This is a genomic window from Chitinophaga sp. 30R24 (genome assembly GCF_049056765.1).
GTDB lineage: Bacteria > Bacteroidota > Bacteroidia > Chitinophagales > Chitinophagaceae > Chitinophaga.
Genome location: NZ_JBJGXX010000002.1, coordinates 506,250 through 529,363, shown reverse-complemented (window position 1 = coordinate 529,363; position 23,114 = coordinate 506,250). Strand labels below are relative to the sequence as shown.

Here is a 23,114-nt window from a genome sequence, read left to right as displayed (position 1 = left end):
ACATATAATTTTACGTTTATACTACAGCGATATACTAAAGCATTTTACCTGCTAGAAAAACATAGCCGCTCCCCCCGCAACACCTACATACACTGCATTGAATTTATAGCGATGTACCGTTTCCGACCAGATATAATGATGCCGGAGATCCTTTCCTACTCCATATTCGGTATGCAGGTAATTAAAGGTAGAACCAGCAAACAACGCTATCCTACGGCCAAAACGATAGGTAGGAAAAATGCCCAGTGATGGCCGGTGATAATAACCTTTCTTAAAATCGGCCATTACTGTATTAGTGCCTTCTACATCGATCCTGAAATGGGAGAACAATGGCAGATGCATACCAATGCCCGCCTGCAATGCATATAACGATGTGCTGTTCTTTACATTATATCCCATGCCCAGTACACCATACAATACGCGGCTGCCAGATTTAAACGCACCAATCAATGTACCCGTTTCATCTATACTGATACTGGCCTGTTTTTCTCCACCCTTTACAATATTCAACACACCAATAGGATGCTCGCTGCTATCTGCAATATTGATAAAGCCAATCTGTACACCTTTTACCTTCTTTGCAATATTCAAAAAACCGGCTATCTGGGTATGCACATCTGCCGATTGATTCAGAAAGCCGGCTATCTGTACATCTCCATTCTTCTCTCCGTTTAAAAAACCAGCCAGCTGCAATGCTGAATTATTTTTTGCCTGGTTCATGAAGCCGGCTACTTGCGTACCATTCGCATCTTTGCTTACTATGTTGGCAAATCCTGCCACCTCCAGTCCATGCAATCCCTCTGCCAGGTTGAGGAAACCTGCTACTTGCAATCCATCTGCGTTTTTCTTCACCTGGTTCATAAAACCTGCAAACTGTGCACTGTGATAACTATTACCAATATGATTGGAAAAACCTGCGATTTCCACACCGGATGCCCGTTCGCGGATAATATTGGCCCCCCCTGCTATCGCCACACCGGTTTCCGCTTTAGATACGCCTGCAATAAGGTGCAAGGAAAAGTGATTAGTATAGTTGCCTGCATTTTTCCCATTGGTGCTCCATGGGTACACCAATCCTACATGTGCCATACTGGTTTGTGCCTGCACATAACCGGTAAAGAAAAAAAAACTTAAAAAGAAACTGGAGTAAAAAGAAATTGTTCTCATGTGTGTTCATTATTACGTATGGTATAACGACACGCTGCAACTGCTCTACCCCTATGATTATTAAAAGGAATTTAAAAAAACATGACACCAGCCTGCCAGCCCAGCCAGCCAGTGGCATTGCCTCCAGCACCAAAGGAAGGATAATGTTCGCCTGGTATATTTGCTTTATAACCAGGTAGCGATCCTACATTATCATGCTTATTTACCGACAACGCAGGACCTCCAAATAATTCAATGCTCTTGTACAACTTTACATGCAATGAAGGCTGTAAACTATATACCTGTATGCTGTGGCTCCCGTTACCTAAAAATATATTCTGCACCGCTACTTCAGCAGAAAGGTCCAATAAGGTATGCAATGGAATCAATTTTCCAATACCATATCCTATTCCCCACGCTTTATTATTGATACCAGTACTAAGCCCTGCCAGCAATATACTATATAGTTTACTGCGGCCTGTTTTCCAGGCAATATTGTACGGCAATACATCGGTGCAGTATACACTCACTTTTTTATATCCTTTGCGTACAATATTGATCACCCCGATACTATACCCGTTTATAGTATCTGCTACATTCACCAGTCCTATCTGTACACCATTCATCTGCCGGGCATAGTTAAAGAGGCCCGAAATCTGCACACCTCTCATCGTGCCCCGGTTAATATTCCATGCACCTGCTATTTGCGCACCATGCGCCTCTTTCCTGTTATAAACACCTAAGCCGCTCAACTGTAATCCTTCCATATAGCCGCCTGTATAAGACAATGCGCCTGCTACTTGCCAACCATATGTATTACCACGGGTAACGCCAACCAATCCCTGCACCTGTACGCCATTCATATTACCATATACCTGCCCTACTGCGCCGGTAACCTGTACGCCTCGCATACTTCCCTCTGTAATGTTGCTGCCCCCCGATAGCTGTACTCCATTCATAGAATCCAGTACATTGTTATGGAATCCGGCTACCTGTATGCCATTGGTTTTACCGCCTACGATATTAAACAACCCGGCTACCTGTACGTGTTGCATATCTTTTTTCACGATGTTGAAAACATTCCCTATTTCCACACCATCTACCCCGGCGGCATAGCCGCCTAACATATTAAAGGAAAATTTATTCACTACCTGCCCGCTCATTTTACCATGTGTACCCAGACCAGGTGTTAGCGATACCTGATAAGGTTTATCTGCGAGGAAAGCACCCAGATTTAAACTGGTCAATTTCTGACGGGAAGATAGGAACACCTTACCAAACCAGGTTTTTTCCACCTGTGCACGGCTAGTAATATCTACTGTTTTCAATTGATAGGTAGCCGGGGAAATATGCAGCGCTACTTCCTGGTCGTATCCCGCGGTGATCAAAACAGAAGTATCTATATACAGGTCTTTACTAACGCTGATGGCCGCGGTAGGATATTTATCCTTTAACCGCAGCCTGAAATAACCATCGCTATTCGTTAAAGTAGCAGTGAGTTGCTGTCGCTCGTATACACTGGCATTGGATACCCGTTGCCCGGTTTTACGGTCTATCACCACCCCGCTGACCTGGTACACCACCTGCCCCGGCAATCTCCGGAGCAAGATGATATAATCGCCCGACTCTTTGTATATATAATCACCGGCGAATAACAGATCCAGCACTTGTTTTATTGTTTTATTTTTAGCAACAATACTTACCAGGCTATCTTTAGGAAGAATAGTGCTCAGATAAGAAAAATAAAAATTGCCTTGTTTACCGATACTGTTCAACACTTCAGCGAGAGGTTGCTGGTTAACTTCTATGCTCACTGTTTTATTAAGCAGCCCTTGAGCGGCCACTCTTACAGATATAGCGCAGATTAAAAATAAAACCAGCAATTGTTTTTGCAGTAACATAGGGTTGGCAGATAGACGATTATTTTAAAATAATTTGCGCGCCCTTTTTTTCCACCGTAATCTCATAGGTAAGCCCTATCACCTTCAATGTGCTGTCGAGCGAACTATTGTGGAAAGTGGCATTTAACGGGAGGTTGCGTTTATTGTTATCAGCAATTACAATATTCACACCATAGGCTTCATTCAGGATTTCCACCAGCTTCCACAAGGGTGTATTATTGCATGTAAAGGTTTGCGTGCGGTAATAATTATACAGTTCGTCGGTGTTGCTTTCTTTACTGGGCGCCTCCTGATTCACTGTAACAATGGCCTTTTCGTGCGATTGCAGCCGGATGCTGTTGTTATTCTTAGTCACCTCTACTGCGCCTGTTTCTACAACCACTTCTGTTATATCGCAACTGCTTTTAATATTAAAAGAGGTACCCAACACTTTAACCGTTACTTCGTTTACCTTGATTACAAAAGGTTTTCCAGCGTCTTGCGCTACATTAAAGAAAGCTTCTCCTTCCAGTTTTACTTTACGCTCATGCTTCGAATAAACATATTCGATAGCAGACTGCTTGTTCAATATTATTTGAGAACCATCGGGTAAGGTACCTTGTTTAATTTGTGTGCCGGAACTAACAATTTCCATAGGCCTACCGGCATATAACCGATAAAAAAACCAGCCTCCGGCAGCCACCAATAATACCAGCAATACAGCAGCAATACGCAGGAAGCTTTGATAGGAATAAGGGCGGGAATCCAGCTGCAGAATACGGGTTGTATTTTCGTTGGCCCCTACCCGTTGTTTGAAATGTTCCCAGGCATCGTTTTCATCTACTGTACTTTGCGGTGCAAGCTTTTTGCTTTCTTCCCAGATAATCCGGAAATGTTCGAAATACTGCTGATGCTCGTCTTTCTCTACCAGCCAGGCAGCTACTGCAGCCCTTTCGGTAGGATCTGTGATATTCAACAGGTATTTTACCAGCAGTTCATCGTTTATATGGTCAGGTTGTTTTTTCACAAAAGCATTTTTACAGGTGGAGCAAAATTAATAACAAAGGCAGGAAATCTACCAGGTTAAGCCGTAACAAGCGTAAAGCTTTGCCCATCTGGTTTTCTACTGTTTTTATGGAGATATCCAGGCGATCGGCGATCTCCTGGTATTTCAATTCTTCAAAACGGCTTAATTGAAACACCGTACGGCATTTTTCAGGCAATGCCTGCAAAGCTGCATCCAACTTTTCTTCCAACTCCCGTAGCATCACTTTTCCGGATGTGTTGCCGGTTTGCGGGTCATTGCCCATCTGATATTTTGTATACGCCTGATGCGTTGCTTTTACCTTTTGGTGCCGCAGGTAATTAATACACTCGTGGTATACAGCACGGTAAAGGTACCCCGACACAGACTGATTAATGTTTATATTGCCGGACTTTTCCCATAGTTTACAAAATACATTCTGCACCATTTCTTCAGCCATCACTTCATCTTTTAATAAAGTACAGGCATAGGCATGCAAACCCTTAAAATAGGTTTTAAAAACTTGCTCAAACGTTAAAGAGGTTTTCTTTTCCGGTACTACAGTGTTATCCGGACTAATAAATTCCATGCTCAGGGTTTGATATCTAACACCAAATATAATTCCTTCTGCCAATTGAACTGATTTATTAAACGACACCTTTATACCTGCTTACCCCTACGCAAGAGAAAAAAAATTATACGGGTTTTAAAAGAATTGTTAACAATGGTGCTACGTACTTTCCTATTTATAAAATTTTAAATAATATGAAATAAAATAAATAGCAGTAGCTTACAATGGCCCAGAGGCCTTTTTTGCATATTAAGTTTTCTAGTCACTTTAACATTATATTATATTCATCTTAAAGAATATTTCACAACTCGACTGCTAATATTGTGATAGAAAAATATGCAATGAAATACATCTGTACACTTAGCTTGTTACTGTCGTTACATTTAATGACAGCCGCCCAATCCAGAACCGGTTATATTAATTTACAGCAGTTAATTGCTGTAATGCCTGAAAGTAAACTGGCTTACGACTCATTGAATATGTTGCAGGAAAAATTAAACCAGGAAGGAAAGCAACTGCTAGACGAGTATACCAGGAAAGTAAAGCTGTTTGATTCTACCGGCAATAAGCTTAGTCCGGCTATGCAAGAAGTAAAGATCGCAGAGATCAAGACGGCGCAACAGCATATACAACAATACAAAGAGCTGGCCGAACAAACCATCGCCGAACGGGAACAACAATTATTAGTGCCTATATTAGATAAAGCAAAAAAGAATTTAAAAACGGTAGCTAACGAGAAGGGCTATACGTTAGTGATTGATAACTCCAGAGATGCGGTACTTGTGTCTGCAGCAACCGACGACCTGATGACGGCGGTGAAAGAGAAGATGGGTATCAGGTAGGGCATTTGATGATTTAGTTATTTAGTTATTTGACTGGTATCAATGTTTGTTGTTTCCTTCCGCCATTCTAATTCATCAAATAGCTGTTACCTGCAAATAATTAAATAACTAAATGTCAAATGAAAAACACTATATGTGTAAACCATGTGCCAGCAGGGATTTCCACTGTGGATGGCTACGTACAAATTCTGCTACTTTTTTGCTGGAAGGTACCATTCTGATGTTCTGTGCAGAGATTTCTTCCATTACTTTTTCCAGCATGGCAGGCAATACACCTTGTTTTTCCAGTACCGGCGGCACTTCTGCTCCAGTAAGAAAAATACGGCTACCATTTCTTTCATAAATTACTTTGGCCAACTGTCCGGCTATATGGGCTTCGAACTGTCTGGCTTCTTTGTTGTCAATAATTTCAAAATCCTTCATGATCAGTTGTTTTTTATACATAAGTCTGGCGTAGCGTACTTAGGGGAAGTGTGATGATATAGGGAAGCGATGTTGTTTAAGATAGCATGGTTGGTATTAAAATACCCTAAAAAAGCTTATTCCAACTGTAAATATACGAAGAAAATAGCAGTAAATCGTGAAACATTCATATTTAAAAATAATTAATGTTTAAAATTATTAGTAGGTAAGCCTTTAACAGGATACTTAACGTGAAACATACTCCCACTGAGGATAAATTTTTCCAAATCTTCATCCGTTAAATGTTCCCACACTGTAGTGATTAGCATTTCATCCATGTTTGTTGCTCCAAATGCGTAAAGTAAGCCTACCGGCTTACTTTTGCCATAACAGGATGGCAGCAGTGAGCACTACCCTATAGCATGCTGCTGGAAATACCACCCCTGCATTTCTATTTATTTTTTGCAGGGTATGCCCCATACAGATGTATATTGCAGTACTATAAAGATTGGTTAATTCCTCTTCTCATTTCTCTATGAACACTCAAGTATTCGAGCAATTGCATACAGCGGGCCTTATCAACAACAACGCCCTCCATGCTGTAAAAAACGCTAACAGCCACCGCCTGTTTTCATTGCACTGGGAAATAAAAACCCTGTTGTACATCGGGGTATTACTGCTCAGCGGAGGATTGGGTGTATTAATCTATAAAAACATCGACACTATTGGCCATCAGGTAATATTGCTGATCACCGGTGCTATTTGTGCAGGCAGCTTCTTCTATTGCATCCGTACCAAAGCTGATTTTTCCTGGCAACAAGTAAGCTCACCTAATGCCTTTTTCGATTATATTTTACTGTTAGGTTGCCTTACCTTCGTTACTTTCATCGGATACCTGCAATACCAGTACCATACCTTCGGTACTACTTACGGACTGGCCACCTTTATCCCGCTGGCCATACTATCGTTAAGTGCTTACTATTTCGATCATATAGGTGTGCTTGCACTAGCTATTACCAATCTGGCAGCCTGGATGGGGGTATCTGTTACTCCGCTCCGGGTATTTTCCGGTATTAGCTCCGGCACGGAAATATACGCCCAACACTATGTATATATGGCGCTTTTACTAGGCGGTATCCTCCTGGCATTAGCCCTGCTGTCGACCGTGTTTAACCTAAAAAAACATTTCGCCTTTACTTACCGGAATTTCGGCGCACATATTATTTTCATCAGCAGTATAGTGGCAATGTGCTTGTTCCATAACAACTATTTTGGCTGGTTCCTTTTCCTCGCGGCAGTAGCCGCCTATCTGGGTATACAGGCTTTCCGGGAGCGGTCTTTTTACTTTCTGCTGATCACCGTGTTATACAGTTATGTTGGACTCAGTATCGTTATCGGCTTCTTACTGGCGGCCATAAAGGAACCCGGCACCTACGTCATATACATCGGTCTGTTGTATATGATTTTCTCCGCCATAGCAGTAATCCTATTATTAATTTTCCTCAATAAAAAACTCAAACATGCTGGCATATAACGGTCAAACGCTAGACAACCTGGAGATCAGAGAGGAAATGGCTAAAGCACTGCGTAAAAACTGTATAGACGCTACTACTTTTAGCACGATTGCAGTAGCGCACCCAGTTGATTTTTATACGCCTAACACTATTATCCGGATTGGCCTGTTTATCTTAACCGGCATCTGTGTATCTTTTTCCCTGGGATTTCTTACACTTATTACAGGAGGATTTACCAGCACAGGAAATGGTATCAGTACCGTATTTATATTTACTGCGCTGTTGTGTGTGGTAATATTGGAGTTATTTATCCGGAAGAAAAAATTTTTCCAGGCCGGTGTGGATGATGCACTCATATGGAGCGCAGCACTTTTGTTGGGCAATAGCCTGCTGTTTAGCAGTACGTCATCTTTCATTTTATGGTCGCTGATACAGCTGGTTGTAACGGCACTGGCTACACTCCGTTATGCCGACAGGATATTGGCAGGCCTGTTCTGGCTGGCTTTTCTGAGCCTGATTTTTAATATAGCCGTAAACACGGGAATGGCTACACGTACTATAATTCCTTTTCTCGTCATTATCTTTTCTTTTAGCGCCTGGTATATAGTACATCTATTGATGAGCAACCTGCGTTACCGGCATTATCAACCCTGCCTGCAGGTGCTTAGTGCACTTACACTGCTCACCGCCTATCTGGCAGGCAATTATTATGTAGTTAGGGAATTAGGCAACAAGCTTTTTAACCTGAATTTGCCTGAAGGGCAAAGCATTCCAGGGGCTTGGTTCTTCTGGATATATACAGTTGCTGTGCCACTTGTTTATATTTATTTCGGCATTCTCAAAAAAGCAACCATCCTGTTGCGTACGGGGCTGTTGCTAACAGCGGCCATTGTATTCACTATCCGCTACTACTATAGCGAGCTGCCGCTGGATACCGCCATGATCATTGGCGGCGCGATATTGATTACAGGAGCCTGGGCCTTGATCCGTTACCTGAAAACGCCCCGTCATGGTTTTACTTACCAGCCAGATGAAGAAGCCTCCATCATGGATAAGGTACAGATCGAATCGCTGATCATTGCGCAAACTTTTACGCCTGGCAGCCATATGCCACAAAATAATAACGACTTGCATTTGGGTGAAGGTAGCGGCGGTGGTGGAGGTGCCAGTGGAGAGTTTTAAAGTTAATCAGCGATCAGGCAAAAGAGGTGCGCGCATAAAGGCATAAAAAAAGCCTGACTGATTGTATCAGTCAGGCTTTAGAGCGGAAGACCGGGCTCGAACCGGCCACCCCGACCTTGGCAAGGTCGTGCTCTACCAAATGAGCTACTTCCGCAGAGGTGTTAAGAACTTTATAAAATGGAGCGGAAGACCGGGCTCGAACCGGCCACCCCGACCTTGGCAAGGTCGTGCTCTACCAAATGAGCTACTTCCGCAGGTGTTAAAAACTTTCTTATTATAAGCACTTTTCCCTTCGATAAGCATTCCTTCGTTTGCTTTGCCCTGTGGCGTTTTTCGTTGGGATTGCAAAGATAGGAAACGGACTGAAAACACAAAATTTTTTTTGAAACTTTTTTATATTTTTTTGTCCGACTACTGAGAACAACTAGCTGAAATACAATACAGTAAAGGATTTCAAGAGAAATAAAAGTAACATTTTTTATTTACAAAGTATCCGTAGCCGTAGCTATACGCACTACTACAGCCATTATAGCGGTAACCAGGCCCTCTCCGGCAGGCACCAAATAAAAAACCTCCACCGGGAACCGGAGGAGGCTGGATAATTATGTTGAAGCTGTAGCTTACTTATATTTTGGATTATACAGTGAGCTTTCCTGAACCTTTACGTCTGGTTTACCAGGATACTTATGTTTGTAAAGATTATAGCAACCACCCAGCATAAACATTACTATACAAAACAATTGTACGTAAAACAGCCAGCGGGAGCGGGAAACCTTATCTAAGGTAATATCATTTTTATTTTCTACTGTATTCTGTTCCATAATCAGTTTATTTCCGGTTGCAAACCTACATAATATTTTGAAATTTTCGAATTTTCATCAGCATATATTTCAATGCCCGCAGGATTTCTTTTACACCTTATACTAATTCCGAGAATTTTTTATGCCGCAGGAAATAATACCGCCAGATCATAATACCATGAAATACACCGGTCATAGTCAGCAGCTTCCTCTCTGGCAACTGGTCTTTTTTCACATATTTGTGGCGCCAGCGAATATAATCGCGATAAGCGCGGCAAATAGCCCTCATATCTTTGGGTTTACCAGCAATGAGGCTTTTCACTCCTGCCAGGATATCCAGGAAAAAACGTTGCGTCAGCACAATCCACCGGTCTTCGCTATGCAGGTTTTTCCATAACATCATCAGGTTGTTGCGGAAGTTAAGATACAGTTTGCGCGGATTCCCCTGGGGCAAGCTACCACCTCCTACGTGAAACACCTGGGAATCAGGGCAGTAGCAAATCCGGTAACCTGCGCGCTGCAACCGCCAGCAAAGGTCTACCTCTTCCATATGCGCAAAAAAGTCGCGATCAAAACCACCTACTTCAAAAAAACAGGAAGACCGGATGAACAACGCGGCACCAGTTGCCCAAAAAATGTCCTGCACATCATTGTATTGCCCCCTGTCTTTTTCTGTGGTATACAAGATACGTCCGCGACAGAATGTATATCCCAGGATGTCCATCCAGCCACCTGCGGCGCCGGCATATTCAAATTCATCCGGCTGCAGATAGGCCCGCATTTTAGGTTGGCAGGCAGCTATCCGGGGATCTTGCTGCATCAGGGCCACCACCGGCTCTATCCAGCCAGGTTCCACTTCTACGTCCTGGTTAAGTAATACAAAAATATCTGCTTGCACATGGGGTAAAGCATCATTGTAACCGCCAGCAAATCCATCATTGCCAGGGTTCCGGATAATGCGTATCTGGGGATAATACTGCTCTACGAATGCCACACTGTCGTCTGTAGATGCATTATCAGCCAATACCAGCTGCAGATTGCCGTAGGTAGAACGGCAAACTGATGGCAGAAACTTCTCCAGGAAAGACCTTCCATTCCAATTTAAAATAACAACTGCTACTGATGGCAATAAGGGCAACTGATATTACGTTTATGCGTGAACAATTATTTTTGAGATGCAAATATGCAACAAAGGATTTTAATATTTACGAATCATTCCCGAATAAGGAAAGCCAAATATGGCCTATATTAGAAGTATGTTTAAACAATATATCGGATGGAAATTTGTACTGGCCTCACTAGCAGTGCTTATCATAGGCACTACTATCTGGTTTGTTAGCAATCTGTCCAGAAATATTCAAGAGGAAGAAAGAAAAAAAGTAGCCACCTGGGTAGAAGCCAACCGGGAACTGTTACAAGCCGGAACAGACGCCAACCTTAACCTGGCAGTGGATATTGTTACCAATAACACCACCATTCCGCTCATATTAACAGATGAAACAGGCAATATCCTGGATTCCCGCAACCTGGATTCCCTGCGCATCAAAAACGACCCACGGTACCTGAAAAATGAGTTACAAGCCTTTAAGCAACAGCATCCACCTTTCATTATGGAGGTAGACGCCACCCAAAAATTATATAATTACATCTACTACGGCGACTCCCTCATCCTCCGGCAAATACGCTATTACCCCTACGTACAGCTTATTGTAGTAACACTGTTTATTGGTATTGTACTCTTTGCCCTGTCCAGCACCAACCGCGCTACCCAAAACCAGGTATGGGTAGGCCTGGCCAAAGAAACCGCCCACCAATTGGGCACCCCGCTGTCTTCCATAGAAGCCTGGCTGGAACTGTTACGGGAAAACGAATCCAATGCTACCATCGTTAACGAGCTTTCTAAAGATGTAGACCGCCTTAAACTGATCACCGACCGCTTTTCCAAAATAGGCAGCGTACCCAAACTGGAAGAAAAAGACGTTGTAGAACAGATACAGAACATGACTAACTATATCCGCAAAAGAGCGCCCCAGAAAGTACAGCTCACCGTACACAGCTCCGAAGAAGAACTACCCGCCATGATTTCCCCACCACTGTTCGACTGGGTAGTGGAAAACCTCCTGAAAAATGCCCTGGACGCTATGGAAGGGAAGGGAAAAATTGATATCACCATAGAAAACTATCCTACTTTTATCACCATAGATGTAGCCGATACCGGTAAAGGTATCTCTAAAATGAACTTCGAAAAAGTGTTCAAACCCGGATTCAGCACAAAAAAAAGAGGATGGGGCTTGGGCCTTTCCCTGGCCAAGCGTATCGTAGAAGAATACCACCGGGGAAGGCTATATGTAAAGTCGTCGGAACTGAACAAAGGAAGCGTTTTCCGGATAGTGCTTAGAAAATAGGTAAAACAACACCCTGCAAAACATTTTTTAAAATATTGAATAAATAAATTTGCTAATTTTAAAAAAGCCATTATTTTTGCACCCCATTCTACCAGATGCGAAGGTGGCGAAATTGGTAGACGCGCTACTTTGAGGTGGTAGTGCCTGAAAGGGCTTGGGAGTTCGAATCTCCTCCTTCGCACCAACAAAAAGAAGACCTGCTCTGAGAGCGGGTCTTCTTTTGTTATATACCTAAAAGGAACCAAAATTCTTTACCAACGTGTTTCCACACTTAACAATTTCCTAACCCCTCCTTAACATCTCAATAACAATTATTCATCAATTTACATACATACTCCGATCGTATTATAACCCCGGAAAACCATTGCTATTGTTTGTTCTGCATGTTGATGAATGAGGAAGGACCTTCAAACTCCTTCCTTTTTTTATTATAAGACAGGCAATCCCCTATCTTTACGTAATTTTTATTGAGATACATACTATGGGCACATCGATCACCTGTCCTAATTGCAAACACCAGTTTGTCATGGAGGATGCTTTCGCAGCAGATATAGAAAAAGAAATGCGGGGAAAACTGGAAGATGAATGGCGCCGGCGCCTCAAATCTCTTCAAGACGAAAAAGATTCCCTCCTTTCCGAAAAAAACAAAATGGCGCAGGAACGCCGCCAGATAGAAACGCTGAAACAACAACAGGAAGAAGAAGTAACCAAACGCGTACTGGCAGAAAAAAAACAGCTCCGGGAAACTATGGAGGAAGAACTCCGTAAATCCATTACTGCCGACATGGATAACCAGTTATCTATGCTGAAAACCACCAATCAGGAACAGGAAGAAAAACTGAAAGAGGCCCGCCGCCAGGAACTGGAATTTCTCCGCAAAGAACAAGCGCTGAAAAGCAAAGAAGAAGAACTGGAAATTAATCTGCAGAAAAAATTACTGGAAGCACGTACAGAGCTGGCAGATAAAATCCGTAAAGAAGAAGCCGACCGCAACGTACTTAAAGATACGGAATATCAACTCCGCCTGCGCGAACTCGAAAAACAACTGGAAGACCAACGCAAACTGGCAGACGAAATGAAACGCAAGGCAGAACAAGGTTCTATGCAACTCCAGGGTGAAGTGCAGGAACTGGTGCTGGAAGAAATGCTGCGCCATCATTTCCCCTTCGATGAAGTAATGCCGGTAGGCAAAGGCGTACGTGGCGCAGATTGTATACAGATGGTCCGCAACCAATACGGACAGGAATGTGGCCGTATCATTTATGAAAGCAAACGTACCAAAGAATTCACCAGGGAATGGATAGAAAAACTAAAAGCAGACATGCGTAGCCAGGGTGTGGAAGTAGCTATACTCGTTACCCAAACCATGCCGAGAGACATGGAGCGCTTCGGTGAAAAAGAAGGCATCTGGATCTGTACTTTTGCAGAAGTAAAAGCATTGGCTTATGTGCTGCGAGACGGCATCATAAAAGTTTCCACAAAACTGCGCTCGCAGGAAAATAAAGGCGATAAAATGCATATGCTCTATGAATACCTTACCGGCGGTGAGTTCGCAGAGCAATGGAAAGCCATCCGGGAAGGATTTATGTCGATGCGGTTATCTATCCAAAAAGAACGGGATGCCATGGAGAAATTATGGAAATCAAGGGAAAAACAACTGGAAAAAGTATTGCTCAACGCAGCACACATCAAAGGTTCCATTGAAGGCATTGCAGGCAACGACTCAGTAGATCTGCAACTATTGGAAGATGCCACACCTGATGAAGTGTTGGAATAATTATTTTTTATATACAGGCACTCCTACTTCAACCGGTTAAGACAATCCGCTTCAACCTGGGAAATCATTCCTATGCCGAAAACATCCGCACCAAATTATAGAATATAACTATTAACATCCTTCAGCAGTTAAAACAAAGCAAACAATTTTATTTGTATACCCACCAATTGATTACGTGAAAGATCCCCCACGCAGGGGGCTCTTTACCCATCACTGCAATTATCTGATAGCATTGTAGACCCGGCAAAGAAAAATTGCCCAAAACAGCAATAGCGCTTTATGAGCTATTGCTTTACTGGTATGCACTAACAGTATATACAAATAACAACCTGCGCAATGTAAAAGCTACCTGTGAGTTGGGTATAGATAGTATCCCTATTTGAGGGATCCACCCAACTAAATTGAATTAAAAAAAAGATCCATAATTCTAAAATTCATTCGTTAATATCTGTATTTGTTAACCAACATTACTTTAAGATTTCATTAACAATCATCTCATAAACTTCTTGTAACAATCATCCATCTAAACCGTTAAAAGGTAAAGTAACACGGAAACTAAAAAGCAACATCGAAACAGCAAAGTCAGGACTACCAACCTGTTTTTATTTCATGATGATTAAACCTTTAAGGATTATTAAACCTTAAACATCTTTTTTCTAATTAATACGCGAGGATATGAAAAGAACATTGTCTTTATTTGCCGCTGCTGCAGTGGTAGCGATGGTTTCATTCAACAGCTGCCGAAAAGATCCATTAGACCACATGACCAATGAAGAGTCGAGGATCTACATTACCAATCACGACAGCACAGCAAACTTTACGGCTTACTCTACCTTTAGCATAGTAGATTCGGTGGCGGTATTAACAAGCACGAGAGACTCTGCCACCAAGCAGCTGACTGATTATGACAAAAAACTGATTGCATCAGTAACTGCTGCTATGCAACAACGTGGGTACACACTCGTTAGTAGGGCTGCCAAACCAGATCTGGCGGTAAACTTAACCCGTATCAACAATTCTTATAACTCCGTCACCTGGACCCCTGGATGGTGGGGAGGCGGAGGCTACTGGACCCCCGGCTACTGGGGCTACCCTGGCGTTGGATGGTATTGGCCTTCTTATTACGTAGTGTACCGTGTAAATGATAAACAAGTAGCCATCGATCTGTTTGATCTAAAAAACCCCAAAAACAATCAACTGACCGCTGTTTGGAACTCCCTCTGGAGAGGCACTGGCGTATGGGATACCAACAACATAGATCAAATGGTACAAGCCTCATTTAGTCAGTCGCCCTACCTGAGTAAAACCCGATAATATTGTTCTTGAACTTTTAAACTGACAGGAAGATGAAAAAGATTAGAAACTGGATATTGATCCTTGCAGGTTGCTTAACCGTTCAGGCAGCCAATGCGCAGATTCGCCCCCCTTTGTCGATAGATGGTAATTACGCTATTGGAACACCTCTGGGCTCACTAAAGGACTATTCGAATAAAACCAGCTTCCGTGGCTGGGGCGCAGGCATACAATACATGTTTAACGATCAATGGGCTGTTGGACTACGCTCTGGTTACCAGGACTTCTACCAGCGGCTACCACGCGCTGTATATCATGATGCTCAAGGTGATGTTTCTGCCGTACAAACACGTACCCTGGAAGTTATTCCCATCCAGGCTACCGTCAGCTATTCTTTCTTAAAACAAGACATGCCGGTATTACCCTACCTAATGGTAGGCGTTGGTACTGCACATATGAATTATGAAAAGTACTGGGGACAGTTTGTAGATAAAGACGGTAGCTGGCAATTCCTTGTAAGTCCTGAAATAGGCATTAACGTGCCTTTCGGCAAAGGTTCCCCGCTGATGTTTAATGCAAATGCACGCTATAACTACGCCCCTTACAGCTATGGCGATATCAGCAACTTTAGTAGCTTCCAGTGGAATGTGGGACTAAAATTGCATATTTATTAGTATTCGTTTTTTATCCATATTCAGAGCAAGTGTGAGGATGGGTCCCGTTCGTTTATGCGGACGGGACATTTTTTTAGAACTCCATGTATTGTTTAAACCCTTTACTGAAGTTCTCCCGGATTGTTCCTTCCACATCCCTATAGATATACATAGCTTGCAATCCATATTCGGGATGCTGCTCCACAAAAGCAATTCCTTTATCCACGCCCATAAGAATCAGTGGGTTGTCAAAAGCATCTGCAGTGAAACAATCTTTGGCAATTACCGTTACGCTGATAATATTGTTATGTAATGCCACACCGGTAAGCGGATGAATAGTATGTGCAAAACGGGTACGCCCCTGGTCGAAGAAACGCCGGTAGTTACCACTGGTGGCAATTCCCTTGCCTGGCAGCCTTACCAATCCCTGTACCGGCTCGTAAGCCGTATCGCCCGGAGAAGGTCTTTCTATCCCTACGCTCCATACTTTATGTTGATGATTATGCCCTTTCGCGCAAAGCTCCCCGCCTACGTCTACCAAATAATTATCAATTCCCCGGCTAGCTAAAAACGCGCCCAGCACATCTACCGTATATCCCTGGGCGATGCCATTACAATCTATCTGCACTCCCTTTTTTAACGTATACAACTGGTTTTCTTTTACCCGCAAGTAACGGCTACCTGTATACGACAAAGCCTGCCGGATGCTATCTGCCGGCGGTACGCCTTTAAAAGAAGGCCTGGTAACGCCAAAGCCCCACAAATATACCAGGCGCTTCACCGTAATATCAAACAAACCGCCAGTAGCCTTATAAGTAAACAGAGCCTGCTGCACAACGGCTTTCATATGCTCATCCATTTGCACCTGACCGGTTTCATTAAAACGGTTGATGGCAGAACCCGGCTTATATAAAGAAAGGGATTGATCTATCACTGCAAAAATAGAATCGATACTGCCTTGCAAAGACGTAGTATCCGCAGACAAATATTTTACGATGTAATAAGTGCCCTGGGCCTTTCCCTCACAGGCCATCAGTTTCAGGGCCGGCAACGATTGCCCGTTGGTAATGGTAATATGGGCAATTGTAGTAACCATCAGAACGATGGCTATTAAAAATCTGTTCATGCAGAAAAATAGGAAAAAATACCCATAAAGCTAATAGCCGCTATTTAAAAGCGTCCAGCCCGGTAATATCATGCCCGGTAATCAGCAGATGTATTTCATGTGTGCCTTCATAGGTCATTACGCTTTCCAGGTTCATCATATGCCTCATGATAGGGAATTCTCCTGTAATACCCATTCCTCCCAGGATGCTTCGGGCATTGCGGGCAATATTGGCAGCTACTTCACAGGAATTCCGTTTAGCCATGGAAATCTGGGCAGATGTAGCCTTCCCCTCATTTTTGAGTACGCCCAAACGCCAATTGAGCAACTGTGCTTTAGTGATTTCGGTGATCATTTCCGCCAGTTTTTTCTGGGTAAGTTGGAAACCAGCAATCGGTCTTCCAAATTGCACCCGCTCCTGTGCATAACGCAAGGCAGCATCATAGCAATCCATGGCAGCGCCAATAGCTCCCCAGGCGATGCCATAACGGGCAGACGACAAACAGGTTAAAGGCCCTTTTAATCCCTTAACGCCTGGCAAAATATTTTCTTTCGGCACCTTCACCTGATCAAATACCAGCTCTCCCGTAGCGCTGGCCCTTAAACTCCATTTCCCTTTGGTTTCCGGAGTGGAGAAACCTTCCATGCCCCGTTCCACAATTAGCCCATGTATGATACCGCCTTCGTCTTTTGCCCATACCACGGCAATATCCGCAAAAGGCGCATTGGAAATCCACATCTTCGCTCCGTTTAATAGCACGTGATCACCTGCATCTTTGAAGCTGGTACGCATTCCAGCCGGATTAGAGCCATGATCCGGCTCCGTTAACCCGAAACAACCCATCATCTCTCCCGTGGCTAATTTGGGCAGATAATGCCGTTTCTGCACCTCGCTGCCGAAAATATAAATCGGGTACATGACTAAAGACCCCTGTACTGAAGCGGTAGACCGGATACCGCTATCGCCCCGCTCCAGCTCTTGCATCATCAAACCATAAGCAATATGATCCAATCCCCCACCACCATATGCTTCCGGGATAGTAGGCCCAAAACAGCCCAGTGTGCCCAGGCCTTTTAATAACTGTTTGGGAAACACCGCTTGCTGACAATAATCCTCTATGATAGGAGACACTTCTTGCTTTACCCATTGCCGTACTGCCTGACGGATCATTAAATGCTCTTCTTTCAGTAAATCATCTACCGAAAAATAATCAGGGGATTGAAACAGATCTTGTTGCATTCATTACAGGTTTACTTCTCAATATAAGGAATTACAGGGTTACCAGAAAACCTTTTTTAGCCGGCTTTTCGGCGCATTTTCACTGCAAAAAAGAGCAGTGGAAAAACACGTTATTTCAAGACAAGTTTGTAACTTCCATTTAAATATTAGGCATATGGCAAGCAAAGTTATACCTGCGCTTTTGCTATTGGGATTTATAGTCATTGTGATATTATCCTTTCACCCTACTTCCTTTCACTCCGTTACCCCCGGAACGTTATCCGCCCAAGTTAACCCTGGCGAGTCTGCGGAGCTAAAACGGTATTGGATGGTTTTCCTGCGAAAAGGACGGCAACGCAACCAGGACACTACCAACACAGAAAAGATCCAGCACGCGCACCTCAATCACCTCAGCAAGCTAGCCGCTGCCGGGCAATTGCTCGTAGCTGGTCCTTTTAGTAAAGATGATGACCTGCGTGGTATACTTATTATGAATTGTGGAGATAGCCTGGAAGTGATTTCCCTGATTAATCAGGACCCCGCAATAACATCGGGCAGGCTGAGATTTGAGGTAAAACCGTGGTACACGGTAAGGAATTGCGTATTCAGGTAAATTTTTCCAGAGAAGATGGTTCATCTTCTCCGGAAAAAAATTTATACGGCAGCAATAGCTTTGTTGAGGTAACCAGCCATCTCCTGTTGGTATTCCAGGGCCACCCTTCTGGCATCAACGGCAAAATCTTCTCCGTTGCCGGCATAAATAATAGCGCGACTGGCATTTACCAGCAAGCCACAATCGCGGTTCATTGCCTGGGTAGAAATTTCTTCCAGGCTACCGCCTTGCGCACCTACGCCCGGTACCAGGAAAAAATGATCTGGCGCCAACTTACGGATATGCCTTAGCTGGGAAGACTGCGTAGCGCCTACCACAAACATCAGGTTATCGGGAGTACCCCATTCTATACCTGCTTTCAACACTTTTTCGAAAAGAAACTCGTCTTTGACCTGCAACATCTGAAAATCCTGGCTGCCCTCGTTGGAAGTAAGCCCTAACAGGATCGCCCATTTCTCAGAAAACTGCAAGAACGGTTCTACACTGTCTTTCCCCATATATGGCGCCACGGTAACAGCATCGAACTGATAAGTCTCGAAAAATGTTTTGGCGTATTGGGTAGACGTATTGCCAATATCACCACGCTTTGCATCTGCAATGGTGAAGATACCGGAAGGAATATATTCTACAGTACGTTGTAACGTTTCCCAACCACGGATACCCATGCATTCGTAGAAGGCCGTATTAATTTTATAAGCTACACACAGATCTTTGGTAGCATCAATAATCGCCTTATTAAAGGCAAACACCGGATCTGCATGAGAAAGCAGGTGTTTTGGAATCTTTTGTATGTCTGTATCTAACCCTACACATAAGTAGGATTGCTTCTCCTTAATCAGATTCACCAATTCCTGTCGATTCATAGTCGGTTAATTTGGGGCGCAAAGTTAAGCAAAACTTAAACATCGGCGCGGCTTTAAATATATTATGATTACCTGTAATTGAAAACAACGTTTTTATATAAAATTCACTGTAGTAGCTGTGGTTTACCTACAATACCAAACATACTCATGCATACGAGGAATAATTAAAGATATTCCTTTTTGTGATTATCCGCATCAAAACCTGCGACAAAAAATGCGGGTCATTTTGCAGATGACCGCCGCGCTGCCATGGCAGCTGCTACTACCAGCGAATGCTCATCACCCAGGGCCTTCAAATGGTCGATCACACTGAAATAGTCTTTATCCTCTTTATGCTGACTTAATTTATAATTGGCATTTACTTCCTTTACAGTAAGTTCAAATCCTACAATGGCATTTACATTATTCCGGAACGTTTTTTCATCTATTTCGCTGATATGCACCGGGCAGGCGGAAGCGGCCTCATAATGATCCATTAACGCTTCCAGGGCGGCGGCCACTTCTGCCTCCTCCTGTATCCTCACCGAACCATGAATATGAACGGCCATATAATTCCAGGTAGGTATCTTTCCTTTTTCATACCAGGAAGATGAAATATAGGCATGTTCTCCTGAAAAAACAGCCAGTGTTTCACCATTGCCAAACCACTGCCATTGGGGGTTTACCTTGGCGACATGTCCGTGCAACACAAAATTTCCGGGAGTTTTTTCCACTAAAGCGAGGGGCAAATGCGTGGCATGGGGAGTGCCTGCATCATCTACATTGATCAATAAACCAAAACCATGTTCCCGGATAAAAGCGGCGATAGTATCCCAGTTGGTTTCTCTGGTGAGTGATGGAGTATACATATACAAGGATGCTAGTTGCAAAAAAACAGGGATAAAGCCGGCGGTATCTCCCGGCCGGCTTTATCCCTGGTAAAAAACTATACGATGATATCTACAATCTTGGTAGGCGCTATATTGGCGTTACGCATCGCAATGCTGCGGGCGGCGGCTCCGGCAATATCCAGGAAAGCCTTACGGGTTATCTTATCATCTCCGGCCATAGCAGGAACACCGGTATCGCCACCTTCACGGATACCTTGTACCAGCGGCAATTGGCCCAGGAAAGGAATTTCCAGCTCTTCGGCCAGTTTCCTGCCCCCTTCTTTACCAAAAATATAGTACTTGTTATCCGGCAATTCTGCAGGCGTGAAATAAGCCATATTTTCTACCAGGCCAATGATAGGCACATTGATCTGTGATCCCTGGAACATAGCGATCCCTTTTTTGGCATCTGCCAGTGCCACATCCTGCGGAGTGGTAACAATCACCGCACCCGTAACAGGTACCGTTTGTACCAGGGTGAGGTGAATATCGCCGGTACCAGGCGGCATATCAATGATCAGGTAGTCCAGTTCATCCCAGTACACATCCGTGATAAACTGCCGCAATGCGCTACTAGCCATAGGGCCACGCCAAACTACTGCTTGCCTTTCGTCAATCAGCAAGCCGATAGACATTACCTTGATCCCATATTTCTCAATCGGCTGGATCATGCCCTTACCATCTACATTTACCATCAGTGGCCTTTCTCCACGCAGCCCAAACATAATTGGCACGGAAGGTCCGTAAATATCTGCGTCCATCAATCCTACCTTGGCGCCATCGCGGCCCAGCGCAAGGGCCAGATTGGCAGCCACCGTAGACTTACCTACCCCGCCTTTACCTGAGGCCACCACGATGATATTCTTTACCTTCGACAATACACCCTGGCCACCAGTACGTTTAGTGTTTACATTGGCGGTCATCACAATATCCACTTCCGCCTCTTTGCTTACCAGCATATGAATGGCATTCATGCAAGCGTTCCGGATCAAGTCCTTCAACGGACAAGCCGGCGTGGTAAGAACGACTGTAAATTTTATTTTATTACCATCGATCTCTATATCTTTCACCATGTTCAGCGTAACCAAATCCTTCCCCAGATCCGGCTCCTCTACGTTGCTCAGGGCCTTTAAAACCTGCTCTTTCGTGATCATAAATTGTTGTTAATTTTGAATCCAGGAAGCAAAGTTAACCCAATTGGGATTTAATTTACAATTTCATCTTAGCAGAAGATCAACTGCAAGGAGAAACACGTAATTAAATTTTTATATCTTAGGGCCGGCATGCATCATAAAAGATCCCACATACTGTTACTTATACTGATCCTCCTCCTATCTCCTTTCCTGTTGAAAGCTCAGATTGCGGAATTCAGAGACAGCGTTATTCAGATTTCAGGTATTACCATGACGGCAGACAGCCTGCGGGCCATTCCTGCGGTAAGCATCATGGTAAGGGGCCAGGGCAGAGGAACCATCTCCAACAAATCTGGTATATTTTCCATTGTAGTATTTAAGGGAGATACCCTCTCTTTCAGCGCAGTGGGCTTTAAACATAAAAACTACCGGGTACCGCCCGACGTCAAAGGAAATAGCTTTTCCCTGATACAACTGATGGTGGAAGATACCACTTACCTGCCGGTAACCATCATCAAACCCTATCTTTCCAAAGAAGAATTTGAACGCGCCTTTGCCACCATGGACATCCCGGACGATGCCTACGAAGTAGCGCGGAAAAATACCAATAACGCCCGGCTACGTGCCATGGCCAGGTATATTCCCATCGACGGACGGGAAGGCGTTAACCAATACCTCAACAAACAGGCCCAGAGCCTTTATTACGCAGGCCAACCGCCTCCACAGAACATTTTTAACCCGCTGGCATGGGCTCAATTTATCCAGGCCTGGAAACGTGGCGACTTTAAACGGAAAGACGATAGCTACGGGGAATACTAACATAATTTTTCCAGACAATTTCATTACCGCCGAAAAACTACTTCACTTACGAATAACAATTCGTGAGACGTAATTCTTTTGTTTAAATTAGCGATTCACAAATCACTACACCATGCAAAAAATTGCGGTAATTGGCGCAGGTACCATGGGAAATGGTATTGCCCATGTATTTGCCCAACACGGTTATGCCGTAAACCTGATCGACGTATCAGCGCCAGCCCTGGAGAAAGCCTTGCAAACCATCACCGCTAACCTCGATCGCCAGGTGATCAAGGGAACAATTACAGAAGCGGTAAAAACAGCTACCATCGGTAATATCTCCCTGCAAACAGACCTGCCTGCAGGCGTAAAAGAGGTGTCGCTGGTGGTAGAAGCCGCAACGGAAAACATATCGCTGAAACTCAAAATATTCCAGGATCTCGACCAGCATGCACCAGCAGATGCCATCCTGGCTACCAATACGTCTTCTATTTCCATTACAAAAATTGCAGCGGCCACCAAACGCCCCGGTAAGGTAATCGGCATGCATTTTATGAACCCTGTACCAGTCATGAAACTGGTGGAAATCATCAACGGCTATGCTACTGATAAAAACGTTACTAACAGCATCATCACCCTGGCTGAAAAATTGGGGAAAGTACCTTGTGTGGTTAACGATTATCCAGGCTTCATTGCCAACCGCATCCTGATGCCCATGATCAACGAAGCCATCTACTCCCTATTTGAGGGCGTAGCCGGTGTGGCTGAAATTGATACCGTCATGAAACTTGGTATGGCTCATCCTATGGGGCCCTTGCAATTGGCCGATTTTATAGGACTTGATGTATGCCTCTCGATCCTGCAGGTATTACACAATGGCTTTGGCAACCCTAAATACGCCCCCTGCCCGCTCCTGGTAAACATGGTAACCGCCGGTTACCTGGGAGTAAAAAGCGGAGAAGGATTTTATAAATACACACCCGGCAGTAAAGAGCTGGTAGTAAGCAACCGGTTCTAATTAGCAG

The 23,114-nt window shown here is 43.9% G+C and carries 22 protein-coding genes and 3 tRNA genes; 11 read left to right on the top strand and 14 right to left on the bottom strand.

The window, feature by feature from the left end; genetic code table 11:
* Positions 1 to 51: 51 nt before the first annotated feature.
* The 4 genes from ACDQ55_RS08845 to ACDQ55_RS08830 form a co-directional block, all read right to left on the bottom strand.
* On the bottom strand, positions 52 to 1,167 hold the full coding sequence (locus tag ACDQ55_RS08845; protein ID WP_420981006.1) for a hypothetical protein: 1,116 nt from the start codon (positions 1,165 to 1,167) through the stop codon (positions 52 to 54).
* A 71-nt stretch (positions 1,168 to 1,238) separates the two neighbouring features.
* Positions 1,239 to 3,047 (bottom strand): LA_2272 family surface repeat-containing protein, encoded by a 1,809-nt coding sequence (locus ACDQ55_RS08840; RefSeq protein WP_420981005.1) that lies wholly within the window; start codon positions 3,045 to 3,047, stop codon positions 1,239 to 1,241.
* A 19-nt stretch (positions 3,048 to 3,066) separates the two neighbouring features.
* Entirely contained in the window at positions 3,067 to 4,053 is a 987-nt protein-coding gene (locus ACDQ55_RS08835) for a FecR family protein (protein WP_420981004.1), read from the bottom strand.
* Positions 4,054 to 4,063: 10 nt separating this feature from the next.
* Positions 4,064 to 4,639: an RNA polymerase sigma-70 factor gene (locus ACDQ55_RS08830; RefSeq protein WP_420981003.1), complete on the bottom strand. Its 576-nt coding sequence runs from the start codon at positions 4,637 to 4,639 to the stop codon at positions 4,064 to 4,066.
* Between the two features lie 323 nt (positions 4,640 to 4,962).
* On the opposite strand from ACDQ55_RS08830, the gene ACDQ55_RS08825 reads away from it, so the two are divergent.
* A complete protein-coding gene (locus tag ACDQ55_RS08825; protein WP_420981002.1) occupies positions 4,963 to 5,463 on the top strand; it encodes an OmpH family outer membrane protein in 501 nt (166 codons plus the stop codon).
* Positions 5,464 to 5,592: 129 nt separating this feature from the next.
* On the opposite strand, the gene ACDQ55_RS08820 is transcribed toward ACDQ55_RS08825, so the two are convergent.
* Positions 5,593 to 5,886 carry a GNAT family N-acetyltransferase gene (locus ACDQ55_RS08820; protein WP_420981001.1) on the bottom strand — a complete coding sequence of 98 codons (294 nt, stop codon included), beginning with the start codon at positions 5,884 to 5,886 and terminating at the stop codon, positions 5,593 to 5,595.
* 514 nt (positions 5,887 to 6,400) lie between these two features.
* Between ACDQ55_RS08820 and ACDQ55_RS08815 the strand changes: the two genes are divergently transcribed.
* Positions 6,401 to 7,399 (top strand): DUF2157 domain-containing protein, encoded by a 999-nt coding sequence (locus ACDQ55_RS08815; protein ID WP_420981000.1) that lies wholly within the window; start codon positions 6,401 to 6,403, stop codon positions 7,397 to 7,399.
* Complete coding sequence (locus ACDQ55_RS08810) at positions 7,386 to 8,561, top strand: hypothetical protein (protein ID WP_420980999.1); 1,176 nt, start codon at positions 7,386 to 7,388, stop codon at positions 8,559 to 8,561. Before ACDQ55_RS08815 ends, ACDQ55_RS08810 begins: the two co-directional genes overlap by 14 nt.
* Before the next feature lie 81 nt (positions 8,562 to 8,642).
* Here the strand turns inward: ACDQ55_RS08810 and ACDQ55_RS08805 are convergent.
* The 4 genes from ACDQ55_RS08805 to ACDQ55_RS08790 all read right to left on the bottom strand — a co-directional run bounded on the left by ACDQ55_RS08805 (position 8,643) and on the right by ACDQ55_RS08790 (position 10,499).
* Positions 8,643 to 8,715, bottom strand: a tRNA-Gly gene (locus ACDQ55_RS08805).
* A gap of 24 nt (positions 8,716 to 8,739) precedes the next feature.
* Positions 8,740 to 8,815, bottom strand: a tRNA-Gly gene (locus tag ACDQ55_RS08800).
* A gap of 366 nt (positions 8,816 to 9,181) precedes the next feature.
* Entirely contained in the window at positions 9,182 to 9,382 is a 201-nt protein-coding gene (locus tag ACDQ55_RS08795) for a hypothetical protein (RefSeq protein ID WP_420980998.1), read from the bottom strand.
* 97 nt (positions 9,383 to 9,479) lie between these two features.
* The gene (locus ACDQ55_RS08790) at positions 9,480 to 10,499 is read right to left on the bottom strand and encodes a glycosyltransferase family 2 protein (protein ID WP_420980997.1); all 1,020 of its coding nucleotides are present in this window, start codon (positions 10,497 to 10,499) and stop codon (positions 9,480 to 9,482) included.
* Positions 10,500 to 10,617: 118 nt separating this feature from the next.
* Here ACDQ55_RS08790 and ACDQ55_RS08785 point away from each other — a divergent pair, with 118 nt between their 5' ends.
* The 5 genes from ACDQ55_RS08785 (at position 10,618) to ACDQ55_RS08765 (ending at position 15,510) form a co-directional block, all read left to right on the top strand.
* On the top strand, positions 10,618 to 11,766 hold the full coding sequence (locus ACDQ55_RS08785; protein ID WP_420980996.1) for a sensor histidine kinase: 1,149 nt from the start codon (positions 10,618 to 10,620) through the stop codon (positions 11,764 to 11,766).
* Positions 11,767 to 11,863: 97 nt separating this feature from the next.
* A tRNA-Leu gene (locus ACDQ55_RS08780) sits at positions 11,864 to 11,950 on the top strand.
* A gap of 342 nt (positions 11,951 to 12,292) precedes the next feature.
* Positions 12,293 to 13,543, top strand: coding sequence for a DUF2130 domain-containing protein (locus ACDQ55_RS08775; protein WP_420980995.1), 1,251 nt, complete (start codon positions 12,293 to 12,295; stop codon positions 13,541 to 13,543).
* Positions 13,544 to 14,218: 675 nt separating this feature from the next.
* On the top strand, positions 14,219 to 14,857 hold the full coding sequence (locus ACDQ55_RS08770; RefSeq protein ID WP_420980994.1) for a DUF4136 domain-containing protein: 639 nt from the start codon (positions 14,219 to 14,221) through the stop codon (positions 14,855 to 14,857).
* A gap of 32 nt (positions 14,858 to 14,889) precedes the next feature.
* Positions 14,890 to 15,510, top strand: coding sequence for an outer membrane beta-barrel protein (locus tag ACDQ55_RS08765; protein WP_420980993.1), 621 nt, complete (start codon positions 14,890 to 14,892; stop codon positions 15,508 to 15,510).
* 73 nt (positions 15,511 to 15,583) lie between these two features.
* On the opposite strand, the gene ACDQ55_RS08760 is transcribed toward ACDQ55_RS08765, so the two are convergent.
* On the bottom strand, positions 15,584 to 16,615 hold the full coding sequence (locus tag ACDQ55_RS08760; protein ID WP_420980992.1) for an FAD:protein FMN transferase: 1,032 nt from the start codon (positions 16,613 to 16,615) through the stop codon (positions 15,584 to 15,586).
* Between the two features lie 40 nt (positions 16,616 to 16,655).
* The gene (locus ACDQ55_RS08755; protein WP_420980991.1) at positions 16,656 to 17,834 is read right to left on the bottom strand and encodes an acyl-CoA dehydrogenase family protein; all 1,179 of its coding nucleotides are present in this window, start codon (positions 17,832 to 17,834) and stop codon (positions 16,656 to 16,658) included.
* Positions 17,835 to 17,988: 154 nt separating this feature from the next.
* Here ACDQ55_RS08755 and ACDQ55_RS08750 point away from each other — a divergent pair, with 154 nt between their 5' ends.
* Positions 17,989 to 18,426: a YciI family protein gene (locus ACDQ55_RS08750; protein WP_420980990.1), complete on the top strand. Its 438-nt coding sequence runs from the start codon at positions 17,989 to 17,991 to the stop codon at positions 18,424 to 18,426.
* A gap of 41 nt (positions 18,427 to 18,467) precedes the next feature.
* Here the strand turns inward: ACDQ55_RS08750 and pyrF are convergent, their stop codons facing one another.
* From pyrF to ACDQ55_RS08735, 3 genes are all read right to left on the bottom strand, one after another.
* Positions 18,468 to 19,289, bottom strand: coding sequence for an orotidine-5'-phosphate decarboxylase (pyrF, locus tag ACDQ55_RS08745; RefSeq protein ID WP_420980989.1), 822 nt, complete (start codon positions 19,287 to 19,289; stop codon positions 18,468 to 18,470).
* 221 nt (positions 19,290 to 19,510) lie between these two features.
* Complete coding sequence (locus ACDQ55_RS08740) at positions 19,511 to 20,137, bottom strand: FMN-binding negative transcriptional regulator (protein ID WP_420980988.1); 627 nt, start codon at positions 20,135 to 20,137, stop codon at positions 19,511 to 19,513.
* Between the two features lie 77 nt (positions 20,138 to 20,214).
* The gene (locus ACDQ55_RS08735) at positions 20,215 to 21,312 is read right to left on the bottom strand and encodes an Mrp/NBP35 family ATP-binding protein (protein WP_420980987.1); all 1,098 of its coding nucleotides are present in this window, start codon (positions 21,310 to 21,312) and stop codon (positions 20,215 to 20,217) included.
* A 129-nt stretch (positions 21,313 to 21,441) separates the two neighbouring features.
* On the opposite strand from ACDQ55_RS08735, the gene ACDQ55_RS08730 reads away from it, so the two are divergent.
* Both ACDQ55_RS08730 and ACDQ55_RS08725 read left to right on the top strand, forming a co-directional pair.
* Positions 21,442 to 22,110, top strand: a complete 669-nt coding sequence (locus ACDQ55_RS08730) for a carboxypeptidase-like regulatory domain-containing protein (protein ID WP_420980986.1) — start codon at positions 21,442 to 21,444, stop codon at positions 22,108 to 22,110.
* 112 nt (positions 22,111 to 22,222) lie between these two features.
* Entirely contained in the window at positions 22,223 to 23,107 is an 885-nt protein-coding gene (locus tag ACDQ55_RS08725) for a 3-hydroxyacyl-CoA dehydrogenase family protein (protein ID WP_420980985.1), read from the top strand.
* Positions 23,108 to 23,114 lie beyond the last annotated feature (7 nt).

What these genes read in the sequence shown, in the direction of transcription:
- ACDQ55_RS08845 (WP_420981006.1), bottom strand. Translation starts at nt 1,167, where the DNA reads ATGAGAACAATTTCTTTTTACTCCAGTTTCTTTTTAAGTTTTTTTTTC.
- ACDQ55_RS08840 (WP_420981005.1), bottom strand. Translation starts at nt 3,047, where the DNA reads ATGTTACTGCAAAAACAATTGCTGGTTTTATTTTTAATCTGCGCTATA.
- ACDQ55_RS08830 (WP_420981003.1), bottom strand. Translation starts at nt 4,639, where the DNA reads ATGGAATTTATTAGTCCGGATAACACTGTAGTACCGGAAAAGAAAACC.
- ACDQ55_RS08825 (WP_420981002.1), top strand. Translation starts at nt 4,963, where the DNA reads ATGAAATACATCTGTACACTTAGCTTGTTACTGTCGTTACATTTAATG.
- ACDQ55_RS08820 (WP_420981001.1), bottom strand. Translation starts at nt 5,886, where the DNA reads ATGAAGGATTTTGAAATTATTGACAACAAAGAAGCCAGACAGTTCGAA.
- ACDQ55_RS08815 (WP_420981000.1), top strand. Translation starts at nt 6,401, where the DNA reads ATGAACACTCAAGTATTCGAGCAATTGCATACAGCGGGCCTTATCAAC.
- ACDQ55_RS08810 (WP_420980999.1), top strand. Translation starts at nt 7,386, where the DNA reads ATGCTGGCATATAACGGTCAAACGCTAGACAACCTGGAGATCAGAGAG.
- ACDQ55_RS08795 (WP_420980998.1), bottom strand. Translation starts at nt 9,382, where the DNA reads ATGGAACAGAATACAGTAGAAAATAAAAATGATATTACCTTAGATAAG.
- ACDQ55_RS08785 (WP_420980996.1), top strand. Translation starts at nt 10,618, where the DNA reads ATGTTTAAACAATATATCGGATGGAAATTTGTACTGGCCTCACTAGCA.
- ACDQ55_RS08775 (WP_420980995.1), top strand. Translation starts at nt 12,293, where the DNA reads ATGGAGGATGCTTTCGCAGCAGATATAGAAAAAGAAATGCGGGGAAAA.
- ACDQ55_RS08770 (WP_420980994.1), top strand. Translation starts at nt 14,219, where the DNA reads ATGAAAAGAACATTGTCTTTATTTGCCGCTGCTGCAGTGGTAGCGATG.
- ACDQ55_RS08765 (WP_420980993.1), top strand. Translation starts at nt 14,890, where the DNA reads ATGAAAAAGATTAGAAACTGGATATTGATCCTTGCAGGTTGCTTAACC.
- ACDQ55_RS08760 (WP_420980992.1), bottom strand. Translation starts at nt 16,615, where the DNA reads ATGAACAGATTTTTAATAGCCATCGTTCTGATGGTTACTACAATTGCC.
- ACDQ55_RS08755 (WP_420980991.1), bottom strand. Translation starts at nt 17,834, where the DNA reads ATGCAACAAGATCTGTTTCAATCCCCTGATTATTTTTCGGTAGATGAT.
- ACDQ55_RS08750 (WP_420980990.1), top strand. Translation starts at nt 17,989, where the DNA reads ATGGCAAGCAAAGTTATACCTGCGCTTTTGCTATTGGGATTTATAGTC.
- pyrF (WP_420980989.1), bottom strand. Translation starts at nt 19,289, where the DNA reads ATGAATCGACAGGAATTGGTGAATCTGATTAAGGAGAAGCAATCCTAC.
- ACDQ55_RS08740 (WP_420980988.1), bottom strand. Translation starts at nt 20,137, where the DNA reads ATGTATACTCCATCACTCACCAGAGAAACCAACTGGGATACTATCGCC.
- ACDQ55_RS08735 (WP_420980987.1), bottom strand. Translation starts at nt 21,312, where the DNA reads ATGATCACGAAAGAGCAGGTTTTAAAGGCCCTGAGCAACGTAGAGGAG.
- ACDQ55_RS08730 (WP_420980986.1), top strand. Translation starts at nt 21,442, where the DNA reads ATGCATCATAAAAGATCCCACATACTGTTACTTATACTGATCCTCCTC.
- ACDQ55_RS08725 (WP_420980985.1), top strand. Translation starts at nt 22,223, where the DNA reads ATGCAAAAAATTGCGGTAATTGGCGCAGGTACCATGGGAAATGGTATT.